Raw genomic sequence first — 25,396 nt, forward strand, 5'->3', positions numbered from 1 at the left:
GCGAATGGTATGCTGTCAGATGCCAGCTCGCCATCATGTTCGATGATCGTTTCCCAATGGCCTGAAAAAGTGCCACCGCACAAAATTCTACACAGTCTCGTGACCGCCACAGACGCTCGATGAAGACATTGTCCAGCCACCGGCCTCGGCCGTCCATGCTGATGCGGATCTGATGTTACTCCAATACTTCGCAGACGCAGGGCGTCATGAATTGCGAACCTTGGTCGGTATTAAAAATATCCGGTGAACCGTAGCGTGTCAGTGCTTCCTTGGGCGCCTCGATGCAGAACCTAGCGTCCATCATATTCGACAGACGCTAGGCCAGAACCCTGCGCGTTGCCCAGTCCATGATCGCCACGACATAGAGAAAACCTCATCTCATGGGGATGTAGGTAATATCAGAACACCAGACCGGTTAAGCTCCAGTACCATGCGTAGCTGCGCCACCGAAAACCGGGGCCGTTTCAGGTCGGATTATAGCTTAATCATCTGTCCAAAAATCCGGGACCACCTCTCTTGTACTTGGTAAACTCCTCAGTGCTGATGTCGGCGCACTTCATGCTGCCGTTGTCAACCATCCGGCCACGGATGATTTCGTTCATGCGGAAAATCTTGTAGCCAACGCCGCCGTCGTTCATGGCTTCGCTCAGACCGTACTGAATGTGGATGGCGAGTTTGCCGATTTCTAAATGTGCAACTGAAGATACATAAATGTTGGCGACTTCCACATCAATGCGGGCCAAGGCATTCTCAAACGTGTCGCGTGAAGAGTTGACCTCATCGTCAATCGACCCGCACTCAGAAACAATGTTCTTCAGTGTGGTCGGGTCAGGCTGTGGAATCTGTAGGGCCTCAAGATCCTTTGGATAAACATGAGGCTGCGCCGCACCACTCGAAGCCGCCTGAATTTCGCCTTGCCGACTTTTTAACACATGGTAGAGATATTTCGTATGCTCATAATCTGCTCCACGCACCGTAGTGCAATCGGATGCGAAAATTGGTTCATTCCAGAAGGCTACATAGCCCGCGCTGGCACCTGAGGCACTGACGGTGATCGTGTTAGCTGGGCGATTGAAAGTATTATGCGTGTAAGCATGCGTCATACCCCCAGCAATGACTTTATAGCTTCCGGGGACAGCCTTTTTCTGGGTAATTGATGTGCCCTTTCGTATTTCAGCCAAGGTACTCAATGGAGAAATTGGCCACTTGGATACGACTTTTGCACCTCCCTTGATCGCCAAGTTAATCTGCTTTTCGAAGAGGGCTCGAGAGAAATCCAGCATCTCCACCAAAGGAGCCATTCGCGCCACGTCCTGTAAAGTCGCCGGGATGGCCGCCAGCGTGCCATTGAAATTCGCCGCAATACTGAAATTGAGCTTCCCGGTGTTGTCCCGGCTGGTTTCGTCATACAACGGCGTGAGATGCCGTCCGCAGGCATCCTTGATGAGCTTGATGCCCTCGTCGCCCTTGGCGGAACTCCATTCATAGCCAAGGAATTGCTTGATGGCCTTGGTCTTGGTCGGGCTGCGAATGATCAGCACAGGGTTCGGCTGATCGCAAGCCATCACGAAGTGGTAGAGCTTGTCGCGCTCGATAGCCTGAACGAAGGCCAGATAGCGTTTTTCGACCTCGGCGGCCTGCTCTTCCGACTTCAATGCCTTGAACCACTTGGCCTTGTAGAGATTGGTGACCTCGGTGCTGCTGTTGAATTTTTCGAAGTAGACCGCCTCCAGGTGTGCAGTCCATGCGCCGTTTGGGTCGCCCTTGAGCAGGGTCTTGTAATCCTCCATAGGCACATTGATGTGTTCGGCGTAGCGGGCAATCAAGTGCTCATCCTTATAGATGACCTGCTTGCGCTTGCTGGCATCGCAGCCCTTGAACCATTCTTCCACACGCTCGCGGTAGTGCGCAGCGGTGTCCGGCGCGGTTTTCTTGCGGCGCAGAAACAGGGTGACGGTGTTGGTGCCCGTTTTGCCGAAAGTGCCGCTGCCGAATTCGGCAATGGCGACGATGTCGAAATACTGGATCAGGATTTCGCGGGTGCGGATGTAGGCGCTGCCGCCGTTAGACAGAATGCTGGATGGCAGGATGATCGCGGCCACGCCGTCGGCGCGCAGTAGTTGCTTGGCGCGCTCGATGAAAAAGGTTTCGATGCTGTTGGAAGTTTCGAGATCGTTGATGGTCTCGGTCAGGGTGTAGGCCTTGCGTTCTTCCTCGGGCAGGGTTTCTAGAAAGCCGCGCACGCTGTAAGGCGGATTGGCGACCAGCAGGTCAAAACTTTCGTCCTTGATATGCGGAAATGCCTCGTGCTTCTTGATCAGGCCGTCGCCATAGCAGATATTGATCCCCTGCTGCCCGTACATGAATGCCGATACCTTGGCGACCTTGGAGAGGCGATACTCCTTCTCGATGCCATACAGAGCCCTGTGATACGCGGCGAGGTCTGCTTCGGGCTGATGCGTTTCCACCAAGGGTTTGAGCTGCAAGGCCAGCTCGGTGAGAAAGTGGCCTGCTCCACATGCGTAGTCGATGGCCTTGGGCGGTACGGCGCTGCGCTGGACGAGTGAGGCCAGCGGCAGGCTCATCACGATAAAGCGGCAGATCGGCATGGGAGTGAAAAACTGCCCCTCGCTCTGCTTGATGCCCTGGTCGAGAAAACCCTCGAACATATCGCCCAGAAACTGGTTGTGGCCGTGCGGGTCGGTCAGGCGAATGTCCTGCCACATTTGCAGAATCTTCAGCAGCACCTCGGCATTCTGGTAGAACAACTTTTCGTTGTGAACATCGATCAGCGAGAAATCATTATTGGTAAAAAACTTCTGTTGAATGAACAGATTCCACACCGCCCGCTGCGTGGAATCCGGGTTTTGCTTGATAAATCGAAGTGCGTTGTTGACGTCGCCTTGGTTGATGTAGGTGATGTCTTCGCCGAGAAACTTACCCATACCCGCTTGATACAACTGCTGCAGACGGTCCATCAGATCGAAATGAGTGTCGTAGGCCACACCCTTCCAGTAAAACTTCAGGTCGGATGGGTTTTCAATTTCATCCACCAGCTTGCACAGAAACAAATTGACCAGCTTATCGAAGGCATTTTCACGGCCCTATACGTTGTGCTGGCGCAGGATGGTGGCGAACTCGTGGTACTTCTTCTGCTGATCGCTGGCCGAGATGGTGTGCAAATCGACCAACGAATATTTGTCTTTGCCAATATGATACGGCTGAATGTTTTCTTCGAAAATGCCCTTGGTTGTGTAATCGAACTTGTAGGTGTCACGCCAGACGGCATACCGTTCTTTCACATCGGTGACTGACTTGAAGCTTTTGAACAGCGGATTGTCAGCCAGGTATTTTTCGTTGTCGCGGTGCGCGATGATGTGACTGGTGTAACTGACCGCATCTGCATCCAAGTCCGAGGTATACAGGCACAGGAACTGGGTTTCGCTGATTTGCTGCGCGTAGCTAAACAACTGATCGCCGTCCTGTAGAGTTTTGTTCCAAGCACGCTTGAACTCGGTCCCAGCTGTCTTGCATTCGATGATTAGTAGGGGCCGGCCATCGTTGTCCTTGATCAGGATGTCGGCGCGTCCGCCGCTGGCACTGCGGCCCAGTTTCCACTTGGGCTCAAGTTCGATGTGCCTAGGCTTGTAGCCCTTTTCCAGCAGACGGTGTACGCATTCGAGCACAACAAAATTTTCGTTGGCGTCGAAGTTGCACGTTTGCCGTTCATTAATAATCAGACCCGCAGCTTCTGGATAAGTGATTTCCTTCTTGGCGAAATTCACCTCGAGGATAGCGGAACCAAACTGTTTTCGATGCACCCCACCTTTCTCTTTGAAACCGAGGGTATTGAGAAGGTCAGCCAAATTGGCCTGCGTCAGCATTAGTTTCTAGTCCTGTTTTATTCGTGGCCGGCTTTCAAAAGGCGGATGTATGTACAATTGATCGTCGTCTCCTTGTTGCCGAAGACCTCAAGGAAGACATAGCCGATCCGTTGATTCATTGACAGTTACCGGACGTTGAAAAATTGATGGGTATTTTAACAGATTAAGGTGCTTCTGGCAGTTCATTAGCATGCAGCCCAGCGACGTCCAGAAAACCACCGTTTAATGGACAGTTGCTGTATGCGTTCTAACGTCTGTAGCGCGCCAACAGGTTTGGAACTGCGGGACACAAGGAATGCCCTCCACAGTGACCATCCATAACACGCAGCCTTCTGGACCTGTCCCGTATTATGTCTGACAGGCTCACCAGTGCCGCTCCAGATGCGTGTCCTCAACAGTCTGCATGGACATCGCCTCGTCCCGATCCACTGGTTCGACAGGCGGAGCAGGATAGGACGGCAACGGTTCAAACTGCCGTGGCGGCCGTCCTTCATTGGCATCCAGTTCATGGACCAGCAGCCGGGCAGCGATCGCCTGCGCATAGACTTCCTGAATCACATCATCCCGCGCCCATATGCGCGACAGTTTACGGAATCTGTCCGGATGCTCTACTCAGTGTTCGTGGCCTTCGTCAAACGGATTGGCTGAGACAGTCACGATCGAAAGCGATCTGACTTCCTCTGACGTAAGATTAATAAGATCCCTCAGGCGCTGGACAACATTGTCCTTCTTTATGCCAAGTTTCTTAGCGAAATCACCTTCATCTTCAAGATTTGCCACTTGGTTGAAACTACCGATAACGAATACCGTCCGTGGCAACAGGTTCGGATCGCGGAATAACCAGTTTAGTTCTTCCTTATGACTTTCCTTTATGGGGTTGGAAGGATTGAGCACATACAGAAGAAGATCGGCCTCACTGACATATTTGCGTGTCATTTCCCGATAGGCTTCAGCCTTGCCGCTTTCGATGCCCTTTTCCTTGAAACCGAACAGACCCGGTGTATCGACTAGGGCCTGTTAGGCCTTGAATGACAACCCGGGCTGCATAGCTGTTTATGATGAGCATGATGCAGTCTGTCTTTTCTGATCAGGCTTGGTCTGTCAGGGAGCCTTTGATCGAGGAAGTCCTTCCGAAGGGCAAGACCCCACCGAAGAACCTTCGGCGGACGATATCCGTGATTTTCTGGCGTCATCAGAACGGTGCGAAATGGCGTGCCTTGCCACCTGAGTTTAGCCATGATGGATTGCAGCGCAGTTGTTCATTCGATGGTCGAAGCTCGGTGTATGGCAATGCCTCTTTGACAAAGTCAAAGATGGGGATCAGGCCCTGGGCATGGTCTTTCTTGATGGCACGACAATCCGTGCCCATCACAAGGCGGCCGGGGCAGCTAAAAAAGGGGGCTCAGAGAACGCCGAAAGGATCGTGAAGCTCTTGGCCGCTCACGTGGAGGATTTGGCACCAAGGTCTGCGTAGCTGCGGACAGTCATGGCAGGGCACTGTCCTTCACGCTGTCACCTGGACAGGCGCACGAATTACCGTGTGCCTACGCCCAGCTTGACGGTCTGCCATACCCACCGATCTATGTCGTCTGCGATCGCGGGTATGCCTCTCACAAATTCCGTGAATATCTCTGGAACCACGGAGCCCGTCCCGTTATCCCGCCAAGGAAAAAATGATCCAGAAGTCGTCTGTCCAAAATGGACATACAGGCACCGGCATCTGGTCGAAAATCTGTGGGCAAGGCTCAAGGAATGGCGGGCTATCGCAACCTGATACGAGAAGACCGCCGCATCTTTCTTCTCCATCATCCTCATCGCTGCTACTGCAGACTATATCAAGGTCTAACAGGCCCTAGTTTTGAGCATCGAGACCCAGTCCATTGTCCTCGACAGTTGCTCAAACCCCCTCCTTTTTTCGGTTAGTCGAAATTGCGACCACGACGCAACCTTGCTTTTGCAACGGTGTTACGGAAGCGCGTTTGCTCCGCTTTTAATCTATCAATCAATGTGGCTCGTAATGTCTTATAATAGGCGTAAGCGGACATCACGAACTTGGTTTTACCCTTCTGACACAGTATTCAATGGAAATTCCGCGCCTTCACAATAATATTTTCGGCAAAAAACATCTGTTTACAAAGTATTATTGTAAAAAAAATACCGTCACAGGCCCATCTGCCCATGACGGTATTCACACAATTCCCGACTGACAGGCCTGACGAGGTCCGTCACGCATACCGTCAAAACCAACCTGTGCACATCGATAGTCTGCAATAGCAGACGACGACATTAACTTTCTATTTCAGCACGTTAGGACAAGTTCTGGGAGGGAATTCAGGACCCCTTGGGAATCATTCCCACTCGATCGTCCCCGGCGGCTTGGAGGTGATGTCGTAGGTCACGCGGTTGATGCCCCGGATCTCGTTGACGATGCGGCCTGCAACACGGTTGAGGAAGCCCATGTCGAACGGATAGACGTCGGCCGTCATGCCATCCGTGCTGGTAACGGCACGCAGCGCGCAGGCGTAGTCATATGTGCGCCCATCGCCCATGACGCCGACGGTCCGCACCGGCAGCAGCACGGCAAAGGCCTGCCAGATGGCGTCATACAGCCCTGCCGCGCGGATCTCCTCAAGGAAGACCGTATCGACACGACGCAGCAGCGCAAGCTTTTCGCGCGTGATCGCACCGGGGATACGGATGGCCAGCCCCGGTCCGGGGAACGGGTGGCGTCCGACGATCGCCTCGGGGATGTCGAGTTCCAGGCCCAGGGCACGGACCTCGTCCTTGAACAGTTCGCGAAGTGGCTCGACCAGCTTCATCTTCATCCGTTCAGGCAGGCCACCGACATTGTGGTGCGACTTGATGGTGACGGACGGTCCACCGGTGAAGCTGACGCTTTCGATCACGTCGGGATACAGCGTGCCCTGCGCCAGGAACTCCGCCCCGCCCAGCTTGGCGGCTTCTTCCTCGAACACTTCGATGAACAGGCGTCCGATGGTCTTGCGCTTGATTTCCGGATCGCTCACCCCCTCCAGCGCGGACAGGAACAGGTCCGACGCATCGCGATGGATCAGGCGGATGTTGAAGCTGTCGCGGAAGGTCTTGATGACCTCGTCCGCCTCACCCGCGCGCAGGATGCCCGGATCAACGAAAATGCAGGTCAACTGATCGCCGATCGCCTGATGGATCAGCACTGCCGCGACCGAGGAATCCACGCCGCCCGACAGGCCGCAGATCACCCGGCCCTTGCCGACCTGTTCGCGGATGCGCGCGATTTCCATGTCGCGGAAACCGGCCATGGTCCATGTGCCACGGCATCCCGCGACATCATGGGTGAAATTACGCAGCAGCGCCGCGCCATGGGACGTATGGACCACCTCCGGATGGAACTGCACGCCATACAGGCGCCGTCCCTCGTCCGCGATGATGGCATAGGGCGCGCCCTCGCTTACGGCGACGGCCTGGAAACCGGGCGGCAGCTTTGTGACGCGGTCGCCATGGCTCATCCACACCTGCTCACGGCTGCCACGTGCCCATGTGCCGCGGAACAGGGCGCAGTCCTTGACGATCTCGATATGGGCGCGGCCGAATTCGCGATGTTCGTGATGCTCCACCTTACCGCCAAGCTGCAGGCACATCGCCTGCTGGCCATAGCAGATCCCCAGCACGGGCACATTGAGGGCAAAGACGACATCCGGGATCCGGGGCGCGCCTTCGTCAAGCACGCTTGCCGGGCTGCCGGACAGGATGATCCCCTTCGGGGCAAAGGCGCGTATTTTCGCCTCGTCACTGGAAAAGGGCCAGATTTCGCAGTACACGCCGCTTTCACGGACGCGGCGCGCGATCAGCTGGGTCACCTGGCTGCCGAAATCAAGGATCAGGATCCGGTCTTCGTGCAGGGCCTCTTCCAGGACCTCTCCTGCGCTGTCGATCTGGGATGCTTTCACACTCTCGCTCATTCTCACTCTTTCGGTCGCGGCATGACGCATGCAACGGGCACGGCCCCTGCCGGGCTGGCGTTACTGCTGTCGGATATGCGTTGCCAGACGACGTAGCACAACATCATTATGCATGTCGGCTGAATAAGTGGGCTTGCGGGCATATTGGGCCATCTTCGCACCTTGATTTTTTTTCGCGCGAAATCACATGGTTGCAACATGAAAACCTTGCATGCCGGTCTGTTTTTCCTGATGGCGGCCACGGGCGCCGCAATATTTTCGCCCGCGCCGGTGTACGCCGCGGATGCACGGCACGACCCGCTCGGGCTGTGGACCGGCACGCTGGTGGCCGATCAGGGCACGTGCGAGGAAACGCGCGCGCCCTCCACCTTCCAGGTGGATGAGAAACGCACGACCTTCACCCCTGCCGACGGCTCGATCGCGCTGCGTGGCAAGCCCGACCCCCAGCACGAGCATTACCACCTGCAGGCCCTCCTGACCCCGCCCGGCAGCAAGCCGTTCCCGATGGTGTTCGAGGCCCATCCGGAGGGTGACACGATCGTGGGCACCTATGGTACGCCACGCTGCCGCGCCCATATCGTGCTGACCCGCCCGCATTAGGGATCGCACAACACCCTCACGCAATAGGCATCACCCATACCCTGCCCGCGCATGGTCTTTTGCCCGTGCCGGACGCTATAATCCCCGCATGTCTGGGATTTCGACAATTTCCGGTGCGGTGCTCGCAATCGTGACGCGTGGCGAACGCCTGCTGCTGGTGCAACGGCGCAATCCCCCGGATCAGGGGCTGTGGGGCTTTCCCGGCGGCCGCATCAATGTCGGGGAAAGCTTCATGCACGCCGCCGAGCGCGAACTGCAGGAGGAGACGGGCTTCGTCACAACGGCGCAGGGGCCGCTGACGGCCTTTGACCTCATCGACCGTGATGCAGGTGGCGTCCTGCGCTTCCACTACCTGATCGTGGCGGTGAAATGCCTTGATACAGGTGGCGATACCCTGCGAGCGGGGGACGATGCGTGCGATGTGGGATGGTTCGACATGTCACAAGTGCGTGACAATCCCCCCCTCTTCAGCAAGGGACTGCTGGAACTGGGGGAACTTGCGCTGTCGCCGCGCGGGGTCATCGCGTGGCCCCATGCGACGCAGCATCGTGGAGACAGTCGGGTTCCGGCGACCGGAGGAACAGACACATGACACAGCACAGCCGCCGCGTCCTTGTCGTTGAAGACGAGGAAATGATCGCGAACCTGCTCCTGACCGTCATCGAGGCGTCGGGCCTTCAGGTAACCTCATGCCCCAGCGTGGCCAGCGCGATGGACACGCTGTCCCACGCCACGTTCGATGCAGCACTGGTGGACCTGACGCTGCCTGATGGCGCGCCGGACGGGGTGATCGCGGCCCTGCGGGAGAAGGATGTGCCGGTCATCGTCATCAGTGGCGATCCGGACCGCCTGGGCCGTCATCCGGACCTTCCGGGGCTGAGCAAGCCGTTCCGCATGAAGGCGCTGATGGCGCAGCTTGAGTCCTGCCTTGCGGCCCGGATGCCTGCGTCACCGCCGTAAGGTCGCGCGACAGGATGGCGATGTCCGGCAGCAGGTCCGGCGGCACGGGATCGTTCATGCGCACACGATAGATATCCAGCCTTTCGGCATCGCGGATACGTCCGTGGCGGGTTATGCTGCCCACGGGTTCGACGGTGGCGAAATACCGCCGGTCGAACGTGCGCCGGGGATTGCACAGCATCAGCCCCTCCCCCCTTATCCCATGCGGCAGGTTGAACAGCGCCCATCGCGGCTCCATCCCCACCACGGCACGGCGCGGCAGGTACAGCGCCAGTTCGGATGCCGTGCCATAATCGCAAGCGGTCACGAAATCCCCCGGCATGGCGCGTCCTTCCACCTCGTCCGCCAGTCCGGGCCATCCCCCCACCTGCCGCAGCATGACATCCGTATGCGCGGACAGGGACAGGGGTTCGAACGCGGCCTGGATGAATACCAGCGCGCACAGGACACCCCCCAGCGCCACGGCGGGCTTCCACCCCTTCCATGTCAGTTGCGCCGCCGCGACCGCCAGCAGCGGATAGAGGATGACGGGCCAGTTCGCCTGCACCCGGTCGCCAAGCGCGTGTGTCACGAACACGGCCGTGGGCACCACGATCATCCACAGCAGCACGCCCTGCGCCGGCACGCGCCGGGCATTGCGCGCCACCAGCATCACCCCCGCCAGGAACAGCACGAAGATCCCCGGCGTCGCCAGCCCCACCTGACCACCGACCAGTTCACCAAGGAAGCCGAGCGCGCGTCCCGCGTGCCAGTCCCCCACCCGTCCCCCCTGCCGCAGCAGGCTGGCCCAGTGATGGGTCGCGTTCCACCAGATCACGGGCGAGATGACGGCCACGGCCACCAGCGCGCCCGCCCATGGCGCGGGACGACGCAGCCATGCGCGTCCCGCACGATGCAGCAGCAGCCACGCCACAATGCCCGCGCCGGGCAGGACGGCGGTATATTTGCTGTCGAATGCCAGTCCCAGCATCGCCCCGCATACCGGCCACCAGCGCGCATGGCCCGTCGCCATCAACCGCCCGACCGCCCACAGCATCAGTGTCGTGAAAAACAGCAGCGGCGTGTCGGGGGTCATGACCACCGCATTGACCCCCATCGCCAGCGTCGCCTGCAGAAGAGCGACGCCACGGATCACGCCTGCCCGCGCCGCACCCCCCACGGCTTCGGGGGATGGCGCATGAAAGTCGCGGATCGCCTGCGCCAGAAAGGGAATCGCGGCCATGGCGGCCATCGTCCCGATCCAGCGGATGCCCGCGCCCCCATCCCCGAACAGCGCGCATCCGGCACGGATCCACAGGGCGACCATGGGCGGATGGTCCAGATATCCCGTCGCGGGCGCATGGGCCCAGACCCAGTAATAGGCCTCGTCCGGGGAAACGGGCAGGTACCAGCCAAGGACCAGTCGCAGGACCAGAGTCACCCCCAGCAGCCAGCCCCATGAACGCAGCGACGTCACCGGATTTTCCATATGAGGGTGGAGGACACGGCATAGTTCCAGACTGCGGCAATCGCCGCCCCGGCCACGCTGGCGCTGGTCCAGTGGCGCGGCCCGCTGCTGAGGATCATCTGCGCCACGCCGACATTCGCCAGCGCGCCGATCGAACAGATCAGCACGAACAGGCACAGCCCCCGCACCAGCGCCGCCCCCTTCAGGCGGAAGTCACGATAGGTCAGCCTGTTGTTCAGCCAGAAATTGACGATCATCGACACATAGGTCCCGACCACCTGCCCCAGTGAAAAATCCGCCCCGCATTCCAGAAGGACCGACAGCACCACAAGGTTGACGCCAATCCCCAGCAGCCCGACAAAGCAGAAGCTGATGAACCGCACCGGGAGATAGCCCCGGCACAGCCGGTCGAGCATCATGGCGGCGAACTGTATCAGGACGACCGAATCCAGCTTGCTTTCGCCCGCAGCACGGCTGCGGAAGACAAACGGGATCTCCGCCACGCGCATGGGCACCGGCGCCGACATGACGATATCGATCAGGATCTTGAACCCCGTCCCCGACAGGTGGGGCGCGGTCGCGGTGAACAGGGTGCGGCGGATCGCGAAAAAGCCGCTCATCGGGTCACTGACCTTGACGGGCATGAACCTGCGCGCCACCCGTATCCCCGCATCCGACAGCATCCGCCGCCAGCTGTTGGCAAGCCCTCCCGCATCGCCGCCCGCAACGTGGCGGCTGCCGATGGCGATGTCGTTCCCCCCCGTTTCAATGGCATCGAGCAGTTGGCCAAGGCAGCGTTCATCATGCTGCATGTCGCCATCCATGACCGCGACAATTCCCGCGGACGACGACAGGATTCCCTCGATCACGGCGGATGACAGCCCCCGCCGCCCCAGTCGCAGGATCCCGCGCACCCGCGCATCATGCGCCGCAAGGTCACGCACGACGTCAATCGTCCCGTCGGGGGAACTGTCATCGACGAAAATGACCTCCCACGCGCGCCCCGCCAGCGCATGGTCGAGCGCCTCCACCATCGGGCGGACATTGTCGCGTTCGTTATAACAGGGCACCACGATGCTGACCCGCGGCGGCCGGCAGGATTCCCGCCCGACGGCTTCCGGCCCGACTGACCCCTGACCGTCAGTCCTCAACACCAGCCCCCGACATAAATGCCCATCCTTCCGGCAGGCCATGACCCGTGCATGCGCCCGCCACGATGCGATCAGACCGGCACGCCCGGCCGTTCCAGGCTGCTGAGGATGGTCTGCAGCGTCTGGACCCGGACCACATGGGCCGCTTCGGTCAGGCGGCGCGTCAGCGTATTCTCATGCGTTGCATCGCGCGCCACCAGACGGACAAGGAAATCGCCCCCGCCACGGATCATGTGGCATTCGCGGACCTCGGGCCATGCCGAAATTTCCGCCTCGAACGCGGAAAGGATCGCCTCCTTCTGGCTGTCGAGGCCGATCAGGGCAAACAGCGTGATCGACCAGCCAAGGCTCGCCGCGTCGGTCTGCGCGTGATAGCCAAGGATGACCTTTTCCTCTTCCAGACGCCGGACACGACGCAGGCATGGCGGGGCGGAGATGCCCACCCGGCGGGCCAGTTCGACATTCGTCATGCGTCCATCGGCCTGAAGTTCGGCAACAATCCGCCGGTCAATCGCGTCGAGTTCCGTCATCCGTTCCGCCATGCACGTTTCAATCATATTTCCGCCGGGATCGTTATCCTGTCCCGATATGCGATGATGACGCCTCTCCTACCGCAACCCTTGCCTTCACGCCAGTGGACGATCATACCATTCCCATCATCGTTCCACCGTCACCACTGACCCAACCGGTTCTGATCGCATGCCCAACACATATACCACCGACCTGCTTGTCATCGGCGCAGGCCCCGCCGGATACACGGCCGCCATTTACGCCGCGCGCGCCAGCCTGTCCCCCATCCTCGTCGCGGGACTGCAACCGGGGGGGCAGTTGATGATCACGACGGATGTCGAGAACTATCCCGGTTTCGCCAAGGGCGTGCAGGGGCCCGACCTGATGATGCAGATGGCGGCGCAGGCCGAACATGTCGGCACGAAGCTGATGGATGACATCATCGTCTCATGCAGCCTGACGCGCGATGCGCAGACGGGCATGTTCCGGGCCGTGGGGGATTCGGAAGACATCTACCTCGCGCGCAGCATCGTCATCGCCACCGGCGCGCAGGCACGCTGGCTGGGCATCCCGGGGGAGCAGGAATACCAGGGCAGTGGCGTGTCCGCCTGCGCGACATGTGACGGCTTCTTCTATCGCGGCAAGCGTGTGGTCGTCATCGGCGGCGGCAACACGGCGGTGGAGGAAGCGCTCTACCTGACCCATCACGCAACCCATGTGACGCTGATCCACCGGCGCGACACGCTGCGCGCGGAAAAGATCCTGCAGGACCGCCTGTTTGCCAACCCGCGCATTTCGGTCATGTGGAACACGGCGGTCGACCGCATCATCGGATCGGGCACGCCGCCGGTCGTCACCAGCATCGAAGTTCACGATACCGTGACGAACGCCCCCTCCACCGTGGAGACGGACGGCGTGTTCGTCGCCATCGGCCACAGCCCGAACACCGACCTGTTCAAGGGGCAGATCGATATCGACGCAGATGGCTACATCACCACCACGCCGGGCAGTACCCGCACCTCTATCCCGGGCGTGTTCGCGGCGGGCGACGTGCAGGACAAGATCTTCCGCCAGGCCATCACGGCGGCGGGTACCGGATGCATGGCCGCGCTGGAAGCCGAACGGTTTTTAGCAGAAAATCCGTCACAAACTGGCCATAGTTCTTGACCTGCTCTGGTATTTCCTTCACCACAGCCAGAACGTCATAACAAATGGCAAATTTAGAATTAGGAACGGAGTCAACGCGTGGACTGGGATAAACTCCGGATATTTCATGCAGTAGCCGAGGCTGGGTCCTTCACCCATGCCGGCGACGTGCTTAACCTGAGCCAGTCTGCGGTGTCCCGACAGATCTCCGCTCTGGAAGAGGCGCTGCAGGTTCCCCTCTTCCATCGGCACGCACGTGGCCTGATCCTCACGGAACAGGGCGAAACCCTGAACCAGACGGTGCGTGAGGTCTTCTCCAAGCTGGCGATGACGCAGTCCCTGCTGACGGAAAGCAAGGAAAAGGCGGCAGGCCGCCTGCGGGTCACGACCACGACGGGGTTCGGCACCTGCTGGCTGACGCCACGCCTGCACCGTTTCATGGACACCAACCCCGATATCTCCATCACCCTGATCCTTGATGACAACGACCTCGATCTGGGCATGCGGGAGGCGGATGTCGCGGTGCGCATGCATCCGCCGCGCCAGCCTGACCTGATCCAGCGGCACCTGGCGGATTTCCCCCTGCCGATCTATGCCGCGCAGTCCTACCTCAACGAACACGGCACGCCCACCACGCTTGAGGAGCTTAATGCCCACAAGCTGGTGCTGTTCGGTGGCTATCACCCGCCGGTGCCGCACATCAACTGGCTGGCGGAAACCGGGGTGCCGTCGGATGAACGCCGTCAGGCGCGGCTGGAGGTCAACAGCCTTGCCGCCATGGCCGGGGCCATCGCCGCAGGCATCGGAATCGGGTCCATCCAGCTCTATGCCGCGAACCAGTACCCCAATCTGGTAAAGATCCTGCCCGAAGTGCCGCTTCCGACCGTGGATGCCTACTTCGTGTATCCGGAAGAGCTACGCACCTCCAAGCGTGTGGCCGTGTTCCGTGACTTCCTGCTGGCGGAAATCAACGCCCGCCACTGATCGCGTTCCCATCACGCGATAGACCAATGCAAAAAGGCCCCGCCATCACGGCAGGGCCTTTTTTCATTACGTGATGGCCACAACAGGACCAGCAGGCAGTCAGCCTTCCGCCCCGTCCTGATGATTGACCCGTTCACGCAGTTCCTTGCCTGCCTTGAAGAACGGGACGACCTTTTCCTCCACCGCGACGATTTCACCCGTGCGCGGGTTGCGGCCCGTGCGCGAATCCCGCTTCTTTACCGTAAATGCACCAAAACCACGCAATTCGACCCGGTCGCCCCGGGCCAGCGCCGCACTGATTTCATGAAATATGGTCTGAACAATCTGCTCTATGTCACGAGCGGGAAGATGTGGATTGGCTGCGGCAAGTTCGGCAATCAACTCCGATTTGGTCATCCTGCTTCCCTCTGTCTTATGTAAATTAAGGTTTCCAGATCGCAACGGCTCCGTCAAGATCGCCACCGGGCCTGAGCAGGCCATCCAGACGATCCGATTCCGTAACAATGCCCAAGACACTTCCCAGCAGATGCCGCATCCAGTCAAGACGAAATGATGAACGCGGTTTCATATCTTCAACATCAACATTGTTAGACAGATGCAGGGTGCGGATCAACCATTCCTTTGCCTCCTGCTCTCCCCCGATCTGGTCCACGAGGCCAAGCGACAATGCCTGCGTGCCAGTATAGGGCCGCCCGTCCGCGAGTTCGAGCACCCTTTCACGTGGCATATGCCGTCCCTGCGCCACCATGGTGACAAACATGTCATACAGGTCGGACACCACGCCCTGCAGCATCTGCCGTCCATGTGGCGAAAGGGGCTGCACGACGGATGGCTGCCCCTTCATCGGGCCGGAGACAAGCTGATCGACACGCACCCCCACCCTGTCGAGCAGGCCGGACACATCGGGCGACTGCATGATGACCCCGATGGACCCGGTCAGGGTGGAATGATGGGCGAACAGGCGCTGTGCGGGAACGGCGATCATGTACCCCGCCGAGGCGGCAAGACTTCCCATCGACACCGCGACAGGCTTTTGCCGTGCGAATTCCGCGACCGCATCGTGCAATGTCTCCCCGCCGGTGACGGCGCCGCCGGGGGTATTGATATCGAGCAGCATGCCCTTGACGGCAGGGTCGGTGCGGGCCTTGCGGATCAGGGCCAGCGTCTTTGCCGTATCGGCGCCGACCACGCCGTCGATATGCAGGCGCACGATATGCTCACGCGCGGGCATGTGCCCGTGCCACACGGCCCGGCCCGATATGGCCAGCAGGCCGCAGGCAAACGCGACGACCGCCCCGATGCGCCACAATAACAATCGCCGTCGCAGGGACTGGCGTTCCAGCGTCATATCTGCATCAAACGCCATGCGGTTCACGCAACTTCATGACTGCATCGACAAAAACCGGAACAGGACCCGGCCATGGGTTCGCATGGCCGGACATCATGATGACGTCCCGTTTCAGGACGCCTTGCGCCCACGGCGCTACTTGGCCGGGGTTTCGGCGCTGGCCTCGCTCGGCGCTGCGGTGATCTTGCGGCCCAGCCCGATTTCACGCGCCAGGGTCGAGCGGCGCTCGGCATAGTTGGGGGCGACCATCGGATAGTCGCTCGGCAGGCCCCAGCGCTCCCGGTACTGCTCGGGCGTCATGCCATACGCGCTCTGCAGGTGGCGCTTGAGCATCTTGAGCTTCTTGCCGTCTTCGAGGCAGACGATGTAGTCGGGAAAGACCGAACGCTTGATCGGCACGGCAGGCTGCAGCTTTTCATGTTCGACCTGTGGCTGATCCAGCGAAGTGAGGGCCTGATAGACCTGCTTGATGAGATCAGGAACAGTATCCGCCCCGACGGCGTTATTGGAGACATGAGCCGACACGATCTGCGTGGTCAGTTCAAGAAAAGAGAAATCCTGTTCAACGTCAGACATAATTCTGTTCCATTTCTTCAATCATGATGAATGCCGCCCTAAAACAGCCATCATCCGCGTCCTGAATAGGCACTACCCAATAAAACGCCCAAATACAATACTCGTCTCATCACGGTCCAGATTAAAATACGGAAAGAACCGACAATAAACACCCCTGCCCCATCACGAAACCATCATGCCAGACCGGCGCTGGACAATGGTTTTCATGATATACGGCCCGTTACTGGCAAAATCGGACCACACTAAAATTGTAAAACACGTGTTCAGATTGAAACTTGATGTAACATTTTTTAAATCTGAAAATAATGAGTATTCAACCCTGTCCCGTAGGGGTGAAAAGCCTGCATATCGCATTGTCATGACATGACGGCGACAGGAACAGCGACACTATTCCCCGCACGCAATGCGTGCAAAACGGGCGGCCGATATTTGTGCCGGGCGTGGGGTCGCCGTATTCGTTGCCTCCGCCGTGCCGTCCTGCACGCCGGGAACGGCATCACAGATATTGACCTCGGGGTCCATTATTGAAAACATGAGGCGAATACGTGTCGCTTCTTCGTCCGTAATGATCCGGTAGATGACCTGCCGCGCTTCCTTGCGGGTCACGACTATTTCCGCCCGCCGCAATTCTGCCAACTGCTGGCTCAGCGTAGGCTGGCCTATACTTGTGGCGCTTTCGATCTGACCGACACTCTTCTCCCCCTCCAGCAGGGTCGCCAGCACCAGCAGTCGCTGGGGCTGCGCAAAGAGGCGCAGACGATGGGCCAGGAGTTCAGCAGCCTCCCGCGTGCGGGGAAGCCTGTCCATTATCGCATTCATGATCAGTTACCGTAACATTGTCGAATTTGACGGACGAAAAATAAAAAAGAAGCCACTTCCTAATCCCACGGCGGGCATATGCAACCCTGCCATTATTATCGTGTTGGCAGACCCGGCGCGCCGACATGGATCTGCCCCTCCTGTTACCAATATGTCGATTACGCCACAGGAGTTTACATAAAATACGGTTTATTTTACATACATGAATATATTAACCATCTAACAATTTGCCATCCCCCGGCGGATGGGCGCATACCCGGACACTCAATGTCCCGTGCACCGGAGTCAGGATTCATACGATGCAACTCTATTCCCTCAGCCCCGATTTCACCGCCGCATCCCAGATTACGCCCGACGACCTGCCCACGATCGTCAGCCAGGGGTTCCGCAGCATCATCTGCATGCGCCCCGATGGGGAGGAATATGGCCAGCCAACGGCCGAAAGCCTGAAGGATGCCGCCGTGGCCGCCGGCCTGCAGTTCGCCTTCCTGCCCGTGGTGCCGGGCCATATCACCGAACATGAAGTCACACAGATGCGTCAGGCGCTGAAGGAAATGGACGGCCCGATTCTGGGTTACTGCCGTTCGGGCAACCGCGTCGGGCAGTTGTGGACCCTTGCCCACCAGGGCTGACCCCGCACCCCTCGCGACAGTTTTCAGAGTTCTTCACGTTTCAGGGATTGTACCATGCCCACGGTTGTCCTGGCCCACTGTCTGGATTTCGTGACATGGCGCAACGCCACGCGCACCCTGATCCTGCACGACATCGCGGCGGAGGAGATCACCTGGCGCGTCCGTGACCCCGCGGATGCGGCCACGCAGACCGGCATCCTCTCCCCGCTGCCTCCCGACACGCCGACACGATCCGCCTTTGGCGTTCCCCGCGCGGTGATGCGCCTGATCGAGGACGTGATGCAGACCGGGGCGCCCGACCGGTTCGCCCTCGCCTACCGACTGGTCCAGAGGCAGGTCACAGGCATCGCGCACCCCTCCGGCGATGATGACGCCGACTTCACGCGCGCGCGCCACCTTGCGCAGGAAGTGTGCGGGCAGACACGTGCGTTCCGGGCGCATATCGCCACATCGCACACACCTGCCGATGCCCTTTCGTGGGATGACCCTTCCGGCTTTGTTGCGCAATGCAACGCGCGCTTTGTCACCCTGCAGCTTTCGTTTCATCCGTGGCGGCTTGAAATGCCGGGCGGCACGATGCAGTGGGACGGCACGTCGCTGCAGCCCGGAGAGCCCCTGCACGACGCCGATCCCGCCTCCTTTCCCACCCCGGCCCTGCCGCTGGTGGAGGGAATGGACATCGACCGCATCACCGCCCTGCCGGCCGTTGCGGAAACCGCCCGCTCCTGCCTGGTCTGCGCCATGGCGCACCATGCGACCCAGACCGTCTTTGGTGAGGGCGAGGCGACCGCTCCCCTGATGTTCGTTGGTGAACAGCCCGGCGATCAGGAGGACCGGATCGGCCGCCCCTTCGTCGGTCCGGCGGGACAGTTGTTCGACCGCGCCCTGCAGGAGGCCGGCATCGCGCGCGATCATGTTTATGTGACCAACACGGTCAAGCATTTCAAATTCTTCAACCGCAATGGCCGACGCATCCACCAGAAAGCCGGAGTGGAGGAAATCCGCGCCTGCGCCCCGTGGCTGCATGCGGAACGCCGGCTGATCCGCCCCCGGCTGCTGGTGATGCTCGGCGCGACTGCGGCCAGCGCAATCCTGCAACGTCCTGTCGTTATAGGACGCGAAAGATCCCATCCGATCACACTCGACGACGGGACGTGCGGACTGGTGACGGTCCACCCTTCCTTCCTGCTGCGCCAGCCCACCGAGGAGGCGAGAACACGCGAATACCAGCGTTTTGTCGAGGATCTGCACCTTGCGGGCCGCCTGATTGCTGCATGATACGTATTCCATTCATCCACGAATGGAACAAATGACGCGCGGAAATCCTTTCCATGGCAGGCACTTCATCCCCTGCCACGAGGAAAGCCAATGACTGATATGCGCTCCCGACACCGTTACCTGTCGCATTCTTGGTTTATCAAGGGACCGCCCCCAGTACCGCCGGAAGCCACATATTGTGCCTGCTGACCTGAAGATCGTTCCCTCTTTCATCGCGCGTGTCTTTCGTGGACGAGATTTCTCGATTCTCTCGCCCCCCGGCTACAACCGCATGAGTCGCCTCAAGTGGCTCTATGCCCCGACACCAGAAGCCCTGGCCTTTGCGCTGCGCACGACATTCGCAGCCCTCATGGCGCTGACCATCGCGATGTGGATGGAACTCGACAGTCCCCCGTGGGCGGCCATGACGGTCTGGATCGTCGCACAGGGATCGCGTGGGGAAAGCCTGTCGAAGGCGCGATGGCGCCTGGTGGGCACGGCACTTGGCGCAACCAGCGCGGTGGTGATCGTCTGTTCGTTTCCACAGGCACCGTGGCTGTTCTTTCCGGCGCTGAGCATCTGGATCGGCATCTGCTGCGGCTGTGCGACGCTGGTGCGCAACTTCCGTTCCTATGCGCTGGTGCTGTCGGGCTATACGTGTGCGATCATCGCGCTTGCCGCCAGTCAGGATCCCGACAACATCTTCATGATCACCATGTCGCGCACGACCTATATCGTGCTCGGCATCTCGTGCGAGACGCTGGTCGCGGTGCTGTTCGCGCACAACCTCGCCACCGCCGCGAAGAAGAACATGCGGCAGAAGATCCAGACCGCGCTGAGCACCTCCACTGAAGCGGTGGCGAACCTGCTCGCGGGGGATGAGCAGGCATTCGTGCGTTCCCGCGCGCTGTTCGGCACGATCCTGTCGATCAATGACCAGATCGAATTCAGTGAAGTGGAGATGGGCCCCCACGGGCATGAGGGCGACCATGCCCGCGCGGCCCTTGCGGCGGTATCCGTCCTGCTGTCACGCGGGCTGGGGATGATGGCGCGCATCAAGGCGCTGGGCACGGTCAATCCCGTCTTTACCGAAACCAGCCTGCTGACGCGTACCTTCCTGCTCGGCCTGCCGGCGCGGCTGGAATCCGACACGCAGATCCCGCAGGTCATGTCGGACCTGCAGGACCTGCGCAGCGTCTGCCGCCAGCGCATCATCGACGCCCTGACCGAAGAACTGGCCGCGACGGAACCGCACGATACGGACACGATCGAACGGCTGCTCAACTGCCGCATCCTGCACAACGCGCTTGATGAACTCCTGGGCGAACTGGAACAGGCGGTCGCGGAATTCGACGCCAGCCAGCACGAGATCCGGGGCGATCATTTCCATTTCCGCCTGCAGGCCCACCGCGATTTCAAGGAGGCGCTATATAACGGTATCCGCGCGGCGGTGGCGATCGGCGCATCGGCGCTGATCTGGGAACTGACGGCGTGGCCGAACGGCATCGGCTTCATCACCATGGTCGCGGTGACATGCGGCCTGTTCGCCACGCGTGAAAACCCGGTCCTTGGCACGATGAACTTCCTGCGTGGCGCGTGCTGGGCGGTGTTCGTGTCGGCCTTCCTCGTGCTGCTGTTCGTCCCGCGCCCGGCGGAATTCGAAATGCTGGCTGCCGTCCTCGCCCTGCCGATGATCGCAGGCGGCCTTGCCGCGCGCAATCCGGCAACGGCGGGGGCCGCGGCGTCCTATTCCCTGTTCCTGCCCGCCCTTGTCGGTCCGGGCAACCAGACGCGCCTGAATGAAATCGCCTATTTCAACGCAGCCTTCGCCCTGCTGTGCAGTATCGGCTTCGCGGTGCTGATCTTCCGCGCCGTGCTGCCGTTCGACAGTGACGAGGAACGCTGGCGCATGCGCAACCGCACCCTGCATGACCTGCGGCACCTGGCGTCGGCCAACCCGCTGCCACAGCCCCGGGCGTGGATCGGGCGCAATACCGACCGCTTTTCCCGCCTGATCCGCCATGCCGGGCCGACCCCCTCCCCCACGATCGAGGCCTACCTGCAGGGCACGCTGTCGGCCATGACGATCGGGCTGAACATCATCCGCCTGCGCGTCGTGCTTGAACGCAGCAAGTTGCCGGAGTCCGCCAATCGCGCGATCACGCTGTTCCTGCACCGCATGGCGCAGTTCAGTGGCCGTTATGGCCGCACCGCCCGCGTGGCGCGGAGCGCGACACGGGTGCTGCGTGTCCTCGAAGGGAAGGAAACCAACATTACCGCCCGTGTGGAAATGACGCGCGCCATTGCCTATCTGCTGGTCATTTCCTATGAACTTGATGCAAACGCGGCGTTCCTTGACGCTTCGCAACCCTACCGTTCCAGCGAAATGATCAGCTAGGGACCACCATTTCCACCCCTCGCAGCAATCGGGGCCACATGACCGCAGCGCGCATGCACGACACCCTCGCCCTGCGGGGACGGATCGTCACCTTCCGCGACAACCCGTTTGTCACCGACCCGATCGCAGCCCTCCATCATGAGGAAGACGGACTGCTCATCATCCGCGACGGGCGGATCGAACGGGTGGGCGCGTATGCCGACACCCTGCCCCACCTGCCTGACGGCACGCAGGTGGCGCATTATCCCGGCTGCCTGATTTCCGCCGGTTTCGTGGACACCCATGTCCATTACCCGCAACTGCCGATGATCGCCGCCTATGGCGAGCAGTTGCTGGAATGGCTGGAACGCTACACCTTCCCTACCGAAAGCCGCTTTCGCGACCCGGCCTATGCACATGACATCGCGCGCAGGTTCCTAGCCGAACTGCTGCGATGCGGCACGACCACGGCGGCCGTTTTCTGCACCGTCCACCCGCAGTCGGTGGAGGCGTTCTTCACCGAATCAGAGCGCCTCAACACGCTGATGATCGCGGGCAAGGTGCTGATGGACCGCAACGCGCCGCCCGACCTGCGCGATACGGCACAAGGCGGGTATGACGACTCCCTCGCGCTGATGGAGCGCTGGCACGGGCGCGGGCGGCAGATGTATGCCGTCACCCCCCGCTTCGCCCCCACCAGCAGCGAGGAACAGCTTGAACTCGCCGGCGCACTGCTTGCACGCGATGACAGCGTGTTCATGCAGACCCACCTTGCCGAAAACGTGGACGAGGTCGCGTGGGTGCGCGAACTGTTTCCCGCGCGGCGTTCCTATCTGGATGTCTATGCGCATGCGGGGCTGGTGCGTCCGCGCGCCATCCTTGGCCATGCCATCCATGTCGATGAACCCGACCTTGCGACCTGCCATGACAGTGGCTGCACGCTGGCCCACTGCCCGACTTCCAACCTGTTCCTTGGCAGCGGCAGCTTCCGCCTGTTCGATGCGATGGACCCGCGCCGCCCTGTGCGCGTCGGGCTGGGAACGGATATCGGCGCGGGCACCAGCCTGTCGCAGTTGCAGAGCCTGAACGAAGCCTACAAGATCGCGCAGGGCACGGGCCATCGCCTGCATCCCGCGCAGGCCTTCTGGCTGGCGACGGCGGGCGGTGCGCGGGCGCTGCACCTCGATCACCGGATCGGGACGATCGCACCGGGGATGGAGGCCGACCTGTGCATCCTCGACCCGGCGGCGACACCGCTGCAGGCCCTGCGCGCGCAGTCGTGCGATTCGATCAGCGACCTGCTGTTTTCCCTGATGATGCTGGGCGATGACCGCAGCATCCGCGCAACCTATGTCGCGGGACGGCTGGTGCATGAACGGGCCTGATACGGGATATGGGCTGCTTTTCACAAAGGAAGCTCCCCTCGAAGCTTTCTGAAAAAAGCCTCGCCAGAAACTTCTTTGTGTTTTTGGGGATTTTTCCAAGGGTGCCCGGTCCTGCATGACCGTGGCCAGCCCCTGATGCGACACTGGCGGAGAGGGTGGGATTCGAACCCACGGTACGCTTGCACGCACAACGGTTTTCGAGACCGCCCCGTTCGACCGCTCCGGCACCTCTCCAATGTCAGCGGCGTTGGTGCGGGCTTATACGGTGCGCCCGCACCACGCGCAAGGGGGCGGCGGATGTTTTTTGCCATCCCCTTCCCCGCCATGGCGGGAATCGCCGCCAAGGGCGGGATTAGCGATTGACGGGGCGGGAATTGCCCGATAGAAGCCAGCCCTCAATCCCTGCGCAGAACAGGGGGCGCCGCGCGTGGTTTCGCGGCCAATGTCAAAAAGCGACCGGGCCATGCCGCCTGCACCTCCATCCCGATGGTGCCGCGCTGACCCAGAGATCGGAAAGATAGAGAATTATGTTCGCAGTTATCCGCACGGGCGGAAAGCAGTACCGCGTTTCCAAGGACACCGTCCTGAAGATCGAGAAGCTGGAAGCCGAAGCCGGCGCCACCATCACGTTCGACCAGGTCCTCGCCGTTGGTGGCGAAGGCGAAGCGAAGATCGGCAGCCCCACCGTTGCCGGTGCGACCGTCACCGCGACCGTGATCGCGCAGGACCGCCTGGCGAAGGTGATCATCTTCAAGAAGCGCCGTCGGCAGAACAGCCGCCGCAAGAACGGCCACCGTCAGCCCGTGACCGTGGTGCGTATCGCCGCAATCAACGCTGCCTGATCCCCGGACCGTCAGGCGGCGCTAACGCCCGGCGGTTCAGGTCAAGATCAGTCAACAAGTTTCAGGAGTTCAGGCAATGGCACAAAAAAAGGCAGGCGGTTCCTCCCGCAACGGGCGCGATAGCGCCGGCCGCCGTCTCGGCGTCAAGAAGTTCGGTGGCGAAAGCGTCATCGCAGGCAACATCATCGTCCGCCAGCGCGGCACGAAGATGAAGCCGGGCCAGAATGTCGGCCTTGGCCGTGACCACACGATCTTCTCGCTCGTCGATGGGCATGTGAAGTTCGAACGTCGCGCCGAAGGCCGCGTGCACGTTTCGGTCGAAGCCCTGCCCGCAGCAGCGGAATAAGAACTGCTCCCACCCGGGAGACAGTTTCGACCAGAGGGGACGGTCACGTGGGGCCGTCCCCTTTTTCGTATCGATACCACGGCGTGTTTCTGGTATCAGACACGTCCATGGGGCTGCCACCGGCCCAGATCGGACCCGTGAGCGATGAAGTTTCTTGATCAGGCCAAAATTTTCGTGAAATCCGGCGATGGCGGTGACGGCGTCATTGCGTTCCGGCGCGAAAAATATATCGAATTCGGTGGCCCCGATGGCGGCAATGGCGGACGGGGTGGCGACATCATCTTCGTGGCCGTGCCCAATCTCAATACACTGATCGATTTCCGCTATACGCAGCATTTCCGCGCGCGCAAGGGCGGCAATGGCGCGGGATCGGACCGTACGGGGGCGGCCGCCGCACCTGTGGTCATACAGGTGCCCGTGGGCACGCAGATCTTTGATGACGACCGCGAAACGCTGCTTGGCGACCTTGATGAGGCAGGCAAGCGCCTGCTGCTGTGCCGTGGCGGTGATGGCGGCCGGGGCAATGCGCATTACAAGACCAGCACCAACCGCGCCCCGCGCCGGGCCGATCCCGGATGGCCGGGGGAGGAACGCTGGGTCTGGCTGCGGCTGAAGCTGATTGCCGATGCGGGCCTTGTCGGCCTGCCAAATGCGGGCAAGTCCACCTTCCTGTCGGTCGTCTCCGCCGCGCGGCCCAAGATTGCCGATTATCCCTTCACCACCCTGCATCCGCAACTTGGCGTCGTGCACCTGTCGGTGACGGAGGAATTCGTCATCGCCGACATCCCCGGCCTGATCGAGGGCGCGCATGAGGGCACGGGCCTTGGCGACCGTTTCCTTGGCCATGTCGAACGCTGCGCCGTGCTGGTGCACCTGATCGACGGCACGCAGGATGACGTGGTCGAAGCCTGGCGCACCATCCGCCATGAACTGCACGAATATGGTGGCGGCCTGTCGGAAAAACCGGAAATCATCGTCCTGAACAAGATTGATGCGATGTCGGACGAGGAAATCGCCGAACGCCGCGCCCAGCTTGAACAGGCCAGCGGCGCACCGGTCATGACCATGTCCGGTGTTTCGCGCCAGGGCGTGGACAGGGTGCTGCGCCTTGTGCAGGACCAGATCACCCGCACCCGCGCGGAAGAAGCCGACACCACAGCCTGAAACGCAGAT

23 protein-coding genes, 1 tRNA gene and 3 pseudogenes are annotated in these 25,396 nt (G+C 60.5%); 13 read left to right on the plus strand and 14 right to left on the minus strand.

The window, feature by feature from the left end; all coding sequences use genetic code 11:
- Positions 1–100: 100 nt before the first annotated feature.
- The 5 genes and pseudogenes from CFR72_RS09590 to CFR72_RS09605 form a co-directional block, all read right to left on the minus strand.
- A pseudogene (locus CFR72_RS09590) lies at positions 101–412 on the minus strand (transposase); the annotation flags it as partial.
- 73 nt (positions 413–485) lie between these two features.
- Positions 486–3,053, minus strand: coding sequence for an N-6 DNA methylase (locus CFR72_RS09595; RefSeq protein WP_208630000.1), 2,568 nt, complete (start codon positions 3,051–3,053; stop codon positions 486–488).
- Positions 3,054–3,104: 51 nt separating this feature from the next.
- Positions 3,105–3,884: a type I restriction enzyme HsdR N-terminal domain-containing protein gene (locus CFR72_RS17810; RefSeq protein WP_208630001.1), complete on the minus strand. Its 780-nt coding sequence runs from the start codon at positions 3,882–3,884 to the stop codon at positions 3,105–3,107.
- Between the two features lie 363 nt (positions 3,885–4,247).
- On the minus strand, positions 4,248–4,442 hold the full coding sequence (locus tag CFR72_RS09600) for a hypothetical protein (protein WP_110913746.1): 195 nt from the start codon (positions 4,440–4,442) through the stop codon (positions 4,248–4,250).
- A gap of 54 nt (positions 4,443–4,496) precedes the next feature.
- A complete protein-coding gene (locus tag CFR72_RS09605) occupies positions 4,497–4,820 on the minus strand; it encodes a P-loop NTPase family protein (RefSeq protein WP_167400347.1) in 324 nt (107 codons plus the stop codon).
- Between the two features lie 131 nt (positions 4,821–4,951).
- Between CFR72_RS09605 and CFR72_RS09610 the strand changes: the two are divergent.
- Positions 4,952–5,730: pseudogene (locus CFR72_RS09610) on the plus strand (IS5 family transposase).
- A 502-nt stretch (positions 5,731–6,232) separates the two neighbouring features.
- On the opposite strand, the gene guaA reads toward CFR72_RS09610, so the two are convergent.
- Complete coding sequence (gene guaA, locus CFR72_RS09615) at positions 6,233–7,843, minus strand: glutamine-hydrolyzing GMP synthase (protein WP_110913748.1); 1,611 nt, start codon at positions 7,841–7,843, stop codon at positions 6,233–6,235.
- A 198-nt stretch (positions 7,844–8,041) separates the two neighbouring features.
- On the opposite strand from guaA, the gene CFR72_RS09620 reads away from it, so the two are divergent.
- The 3 genes and pseudogenes from CFR72_RS09620 to CFR72_RS18045 all read left to right on the plus strand — a co-directional run.
- Entirely contained in the window at positions 8,042–8,443 is a 402-nt protein-coding gene (locus CFR72_RS09620; protein WP_244182241.1) for a hypothetical protein, read from the plus strand.
- A gap of 88 nt (positions 8,444–8,531) precedes the next feature.
- Positions 8,532–9,035: an NUDIX hydrolase gene (locus CFR72_RS09625; protein WP_110913749.1), complete on the plus strand. Its 504-nt coding sequence runs from the start codon at positions 8,532–8,534 to the stop codon at positions 9,033–9,035.
- 41 nt (positions 9,036–9,076) lie between these two features.
- Positions 9,077–9,226, plus strand: a pseudogene (locus CFR72_RS18045) (response regulator); the annotation flags it as partial.
- Between the two features lie 46 nt (positions 9,227–9,272).
- Here CFR72_RS18045 and CFR72_RS09635 read toward each other — a convergent pair.
- The 3 genes from CFR72_RS09635 to CFR72_RS09645 form a co-directional block, all read right to left on the minus strand.
- The gene (locus CFR72_RS09635) at positions 9,273–10,859 is read right to left on the minus strand and encodes an ArnT family glycosyltransferase (RefSeq protein ID WP_341865263.1); all 1,587 of its coding nucleotides are present in this window, start codon (positions 10,857–10,859) and stop codon (positions 9,273–9,275) included.
- Entirely contained in the window at positions 10,856–11,926 is a 1,071-nt protein-coding gene (locus CFR72_RS09640; protein WP_244182244.1) for a glycosyltransferase family 2 protein, read from the minus strand. The genes CFR72_RS09635 and CFR72_RS09640 overlap by 4 nt, the downstream gene beginning before the upstream one ends.
- A gap of 146 nt (positions 11,927–12,072) precedes the next feature.
- On the minus strand, positions 12,073–12,543 hold the full coding sequence (locus tag CFR72_RS09645) for an Lrp/AsnC family transcriptional regulator (RefSeq protein WP_110913791.1): 471 nt from the start codon (positions 12,541–12,543) through the stop codon (positions 12,073–12,075).
- A 157-nt stretch (positions 12,544–12,700) separates the two neighbouring features.
- Here CFR72_RS09645 and trxB point away from each other — a divergent pair, with 157 nt between their 5' ends.
- Both trxB and CFR72_RS09655 read left to right on the plus strand, forming a co-directional pair.
- Entirely contained in the window at positions 12,701–13,678 is a 978-nt protein-coding gene (gene trxB / locus CFR72_RS09650; protein WP_110913753.1) for a thioredoxin-disulfide reductase, read from the plus strand.
- Positions 13,679–13,756: 78 nt separating this feature from the next.
- Entirely contained in the window at positions 13,757–14,641 is an 885-nt protein-coding gene (locus CFR72_RS09655; RefSeq protein WP_110913754.1) for a LysR family transcriptional regulator, read from the plus strand.
- A gap of 99 nt (positions 14,642–14,740) precedes the next feature.
- On the opposite strand, the gene ihfB is transcribed toward CFR72_RS09655, so the two are convergent.
- From ihfB to CFR72_RS09675, 4 genes are all read right to left on the minus strand, one after another.
- Entirely contained in the window at positions 14,741–15,037 is a 297-nt protein-coding gene (gene ihfB / locus CFR72_RS09660; protein ID WP_110913755.1) for an integration host factor subunit beta, read from the minus strand.
- A 25-nt stretch (positions 15,038–15,062) separates the two neighbouring features.
- Complete coding sequence (gene sppA, locus CFR72_RS09665) at positions 15,063–16,007, minus strand: signal peptide peptidase SppA (protein ID WP_110913756.1); 945 nt, start codon at positions 16,005–16,007, stop codon at positions 15,063–15,065.
- Between the two features lie 117 nt (positions 16,008–16,124).
- Positions 16,125–16,565, minus strand: a complete 441-nt coding sequence (locus tag CFR72_RS09670; RefSeq protein WP_110913757.1) for a MucR family transcriptional regulator — start codon at positions 16,563–16,565, stop codon at positions 16,125–16,127.
- Positions 16,566–16,952: 387 nt separating this feature from the next.
- Entirely contained in the window at positions 16,953–17,372 is a 420-nt protein-coding gene (locus CFR72_RS09675; RefSeq protein ID WP_110913758.1) for an ArsR/SmtB family transcription factor, read from the minus strand.
- 311 nt (positions 17,373–17,683) lie between these two features.
- Between CFR72_RS09675 and CFR72_RS09680 the strand changes: the two genes are divergently transcribed.
- The 4 genes from CFR72_RS09680 (at position 17,684) to guaD (ending at position 23,035) form a co-directional block, all read left to right on the plus strand.
- Positions 17,684–18,016, plus strand: a complete 333-nt coding sequence (locus CFR72_RS09680; protein ID WP_110913759.1) for a TIGR01244 family sulfur transferase — start codon at positions 17,684–17,686, stop codon at positions 18,014–18,016.
- A gap of 54 nt (positions 18,017–18,070) precedes the next feature.
- On the plus strand, positions 18,071–19,294 hold the full coding sequence (locus tag CFR72_RS09685; RefSeq protein WP_110913760.1) for a UdgX family uracil-DNA binding protein: 1,224 nt from the start codon (positions 18,071–18,073) through the stop codon (positions 19,292–19,294).
- A 178-nt stretch (positions 19,295–19,472) separates the two neighbouring features.
- Positions 19,473–21,671: an FUSC family protein gene (locus CFR72_RS09690; RefSeq protein WP_110913761.1), complete on the plus strand. Its 2,199-nt coding sequence runs from the start codon at positions 19,473–19,475 to the stop codon at positions 21,669–21,671.
- A 38-nt stretch (positions 21,672–21,709) separates the two neighbouring features.
- Complete coding sequence (guaD, locus tag CFR72_RS09695; RefSeq protein WP_110913762.1) at positions 21,710–23,035, plus strand: guanine deaminase; 1,326 nt, start codon at positions 21,710–21,712, stop codon at positions 23,033–23,035.
- A gap of 144 nt (positions 23,036–23,179) precedes the next feature.
- Here the strand turns inward: guaD and CFR72_RS09700 are convergent.
- Positions 23,180–23,269, minus strand: a tRNA-Ser gene (locus CFR72_RS09700).
- Positions 23,270–23,562: 293 nt separating this feature from the next.
- On the opposite strand from CFR72_RS09700, the gene rplU reads away from it, so the two are divergent.
- From rplU to obgE, 3 genes are all read left to right on the plus strand, one after another.
- Positions 23,563–23,877 carry a 50S ribosomal protein L21 gene (gene rplU, locus CFR72_RS09705; RefSeq protein WP_110095072.1) on the plus strand — a complete coding sequence of 105 codons (315 nt, stop codon included), beginning with the start codon at positions 23,563–23,565 and terminating at the stop codon, positions 23,875–23,877.
- A gap of 76 nt (positions 23,878–23,953) precedes the next feature.
- Positions 23,954–24,223, plus strand: a complete 270-nt coding sequence (gene rpmA / locus CFR72_RS09710; protein ID WP_003620528.1) for a 50S ribosomal protein L27 — start codon at positions 23,954–23,956, stop codon at positions 24,221–24,223.
- 144 nt (positions 24,224–24,367) lie between these two features.
- Positions 24,368–25,387 carry a GTPase ObgE gene (gene obgE / locus CFR72_RS09715; protein WP_110913763.1) on the plus strand — a complete coding sequence of 340 codons (1,020 nt, stop codon included), beginning with the start codon at positions 24,368–24,370 and terminating at the stop codon, positions 25,385–25,387.
- Positions 25,388–25,396: the final 9 nt, after the last annotated feature.

This window comes from Gluconacetobacter entanii (assembly GCF_003206495.1).
GTDB classification, from domain to species: Bacteria; Pseudomonadota; Alphaproteobacteria; order Acetobacterales; family Acetobacteraceae; genus Novacetimonas; species Novacetimonas entanii.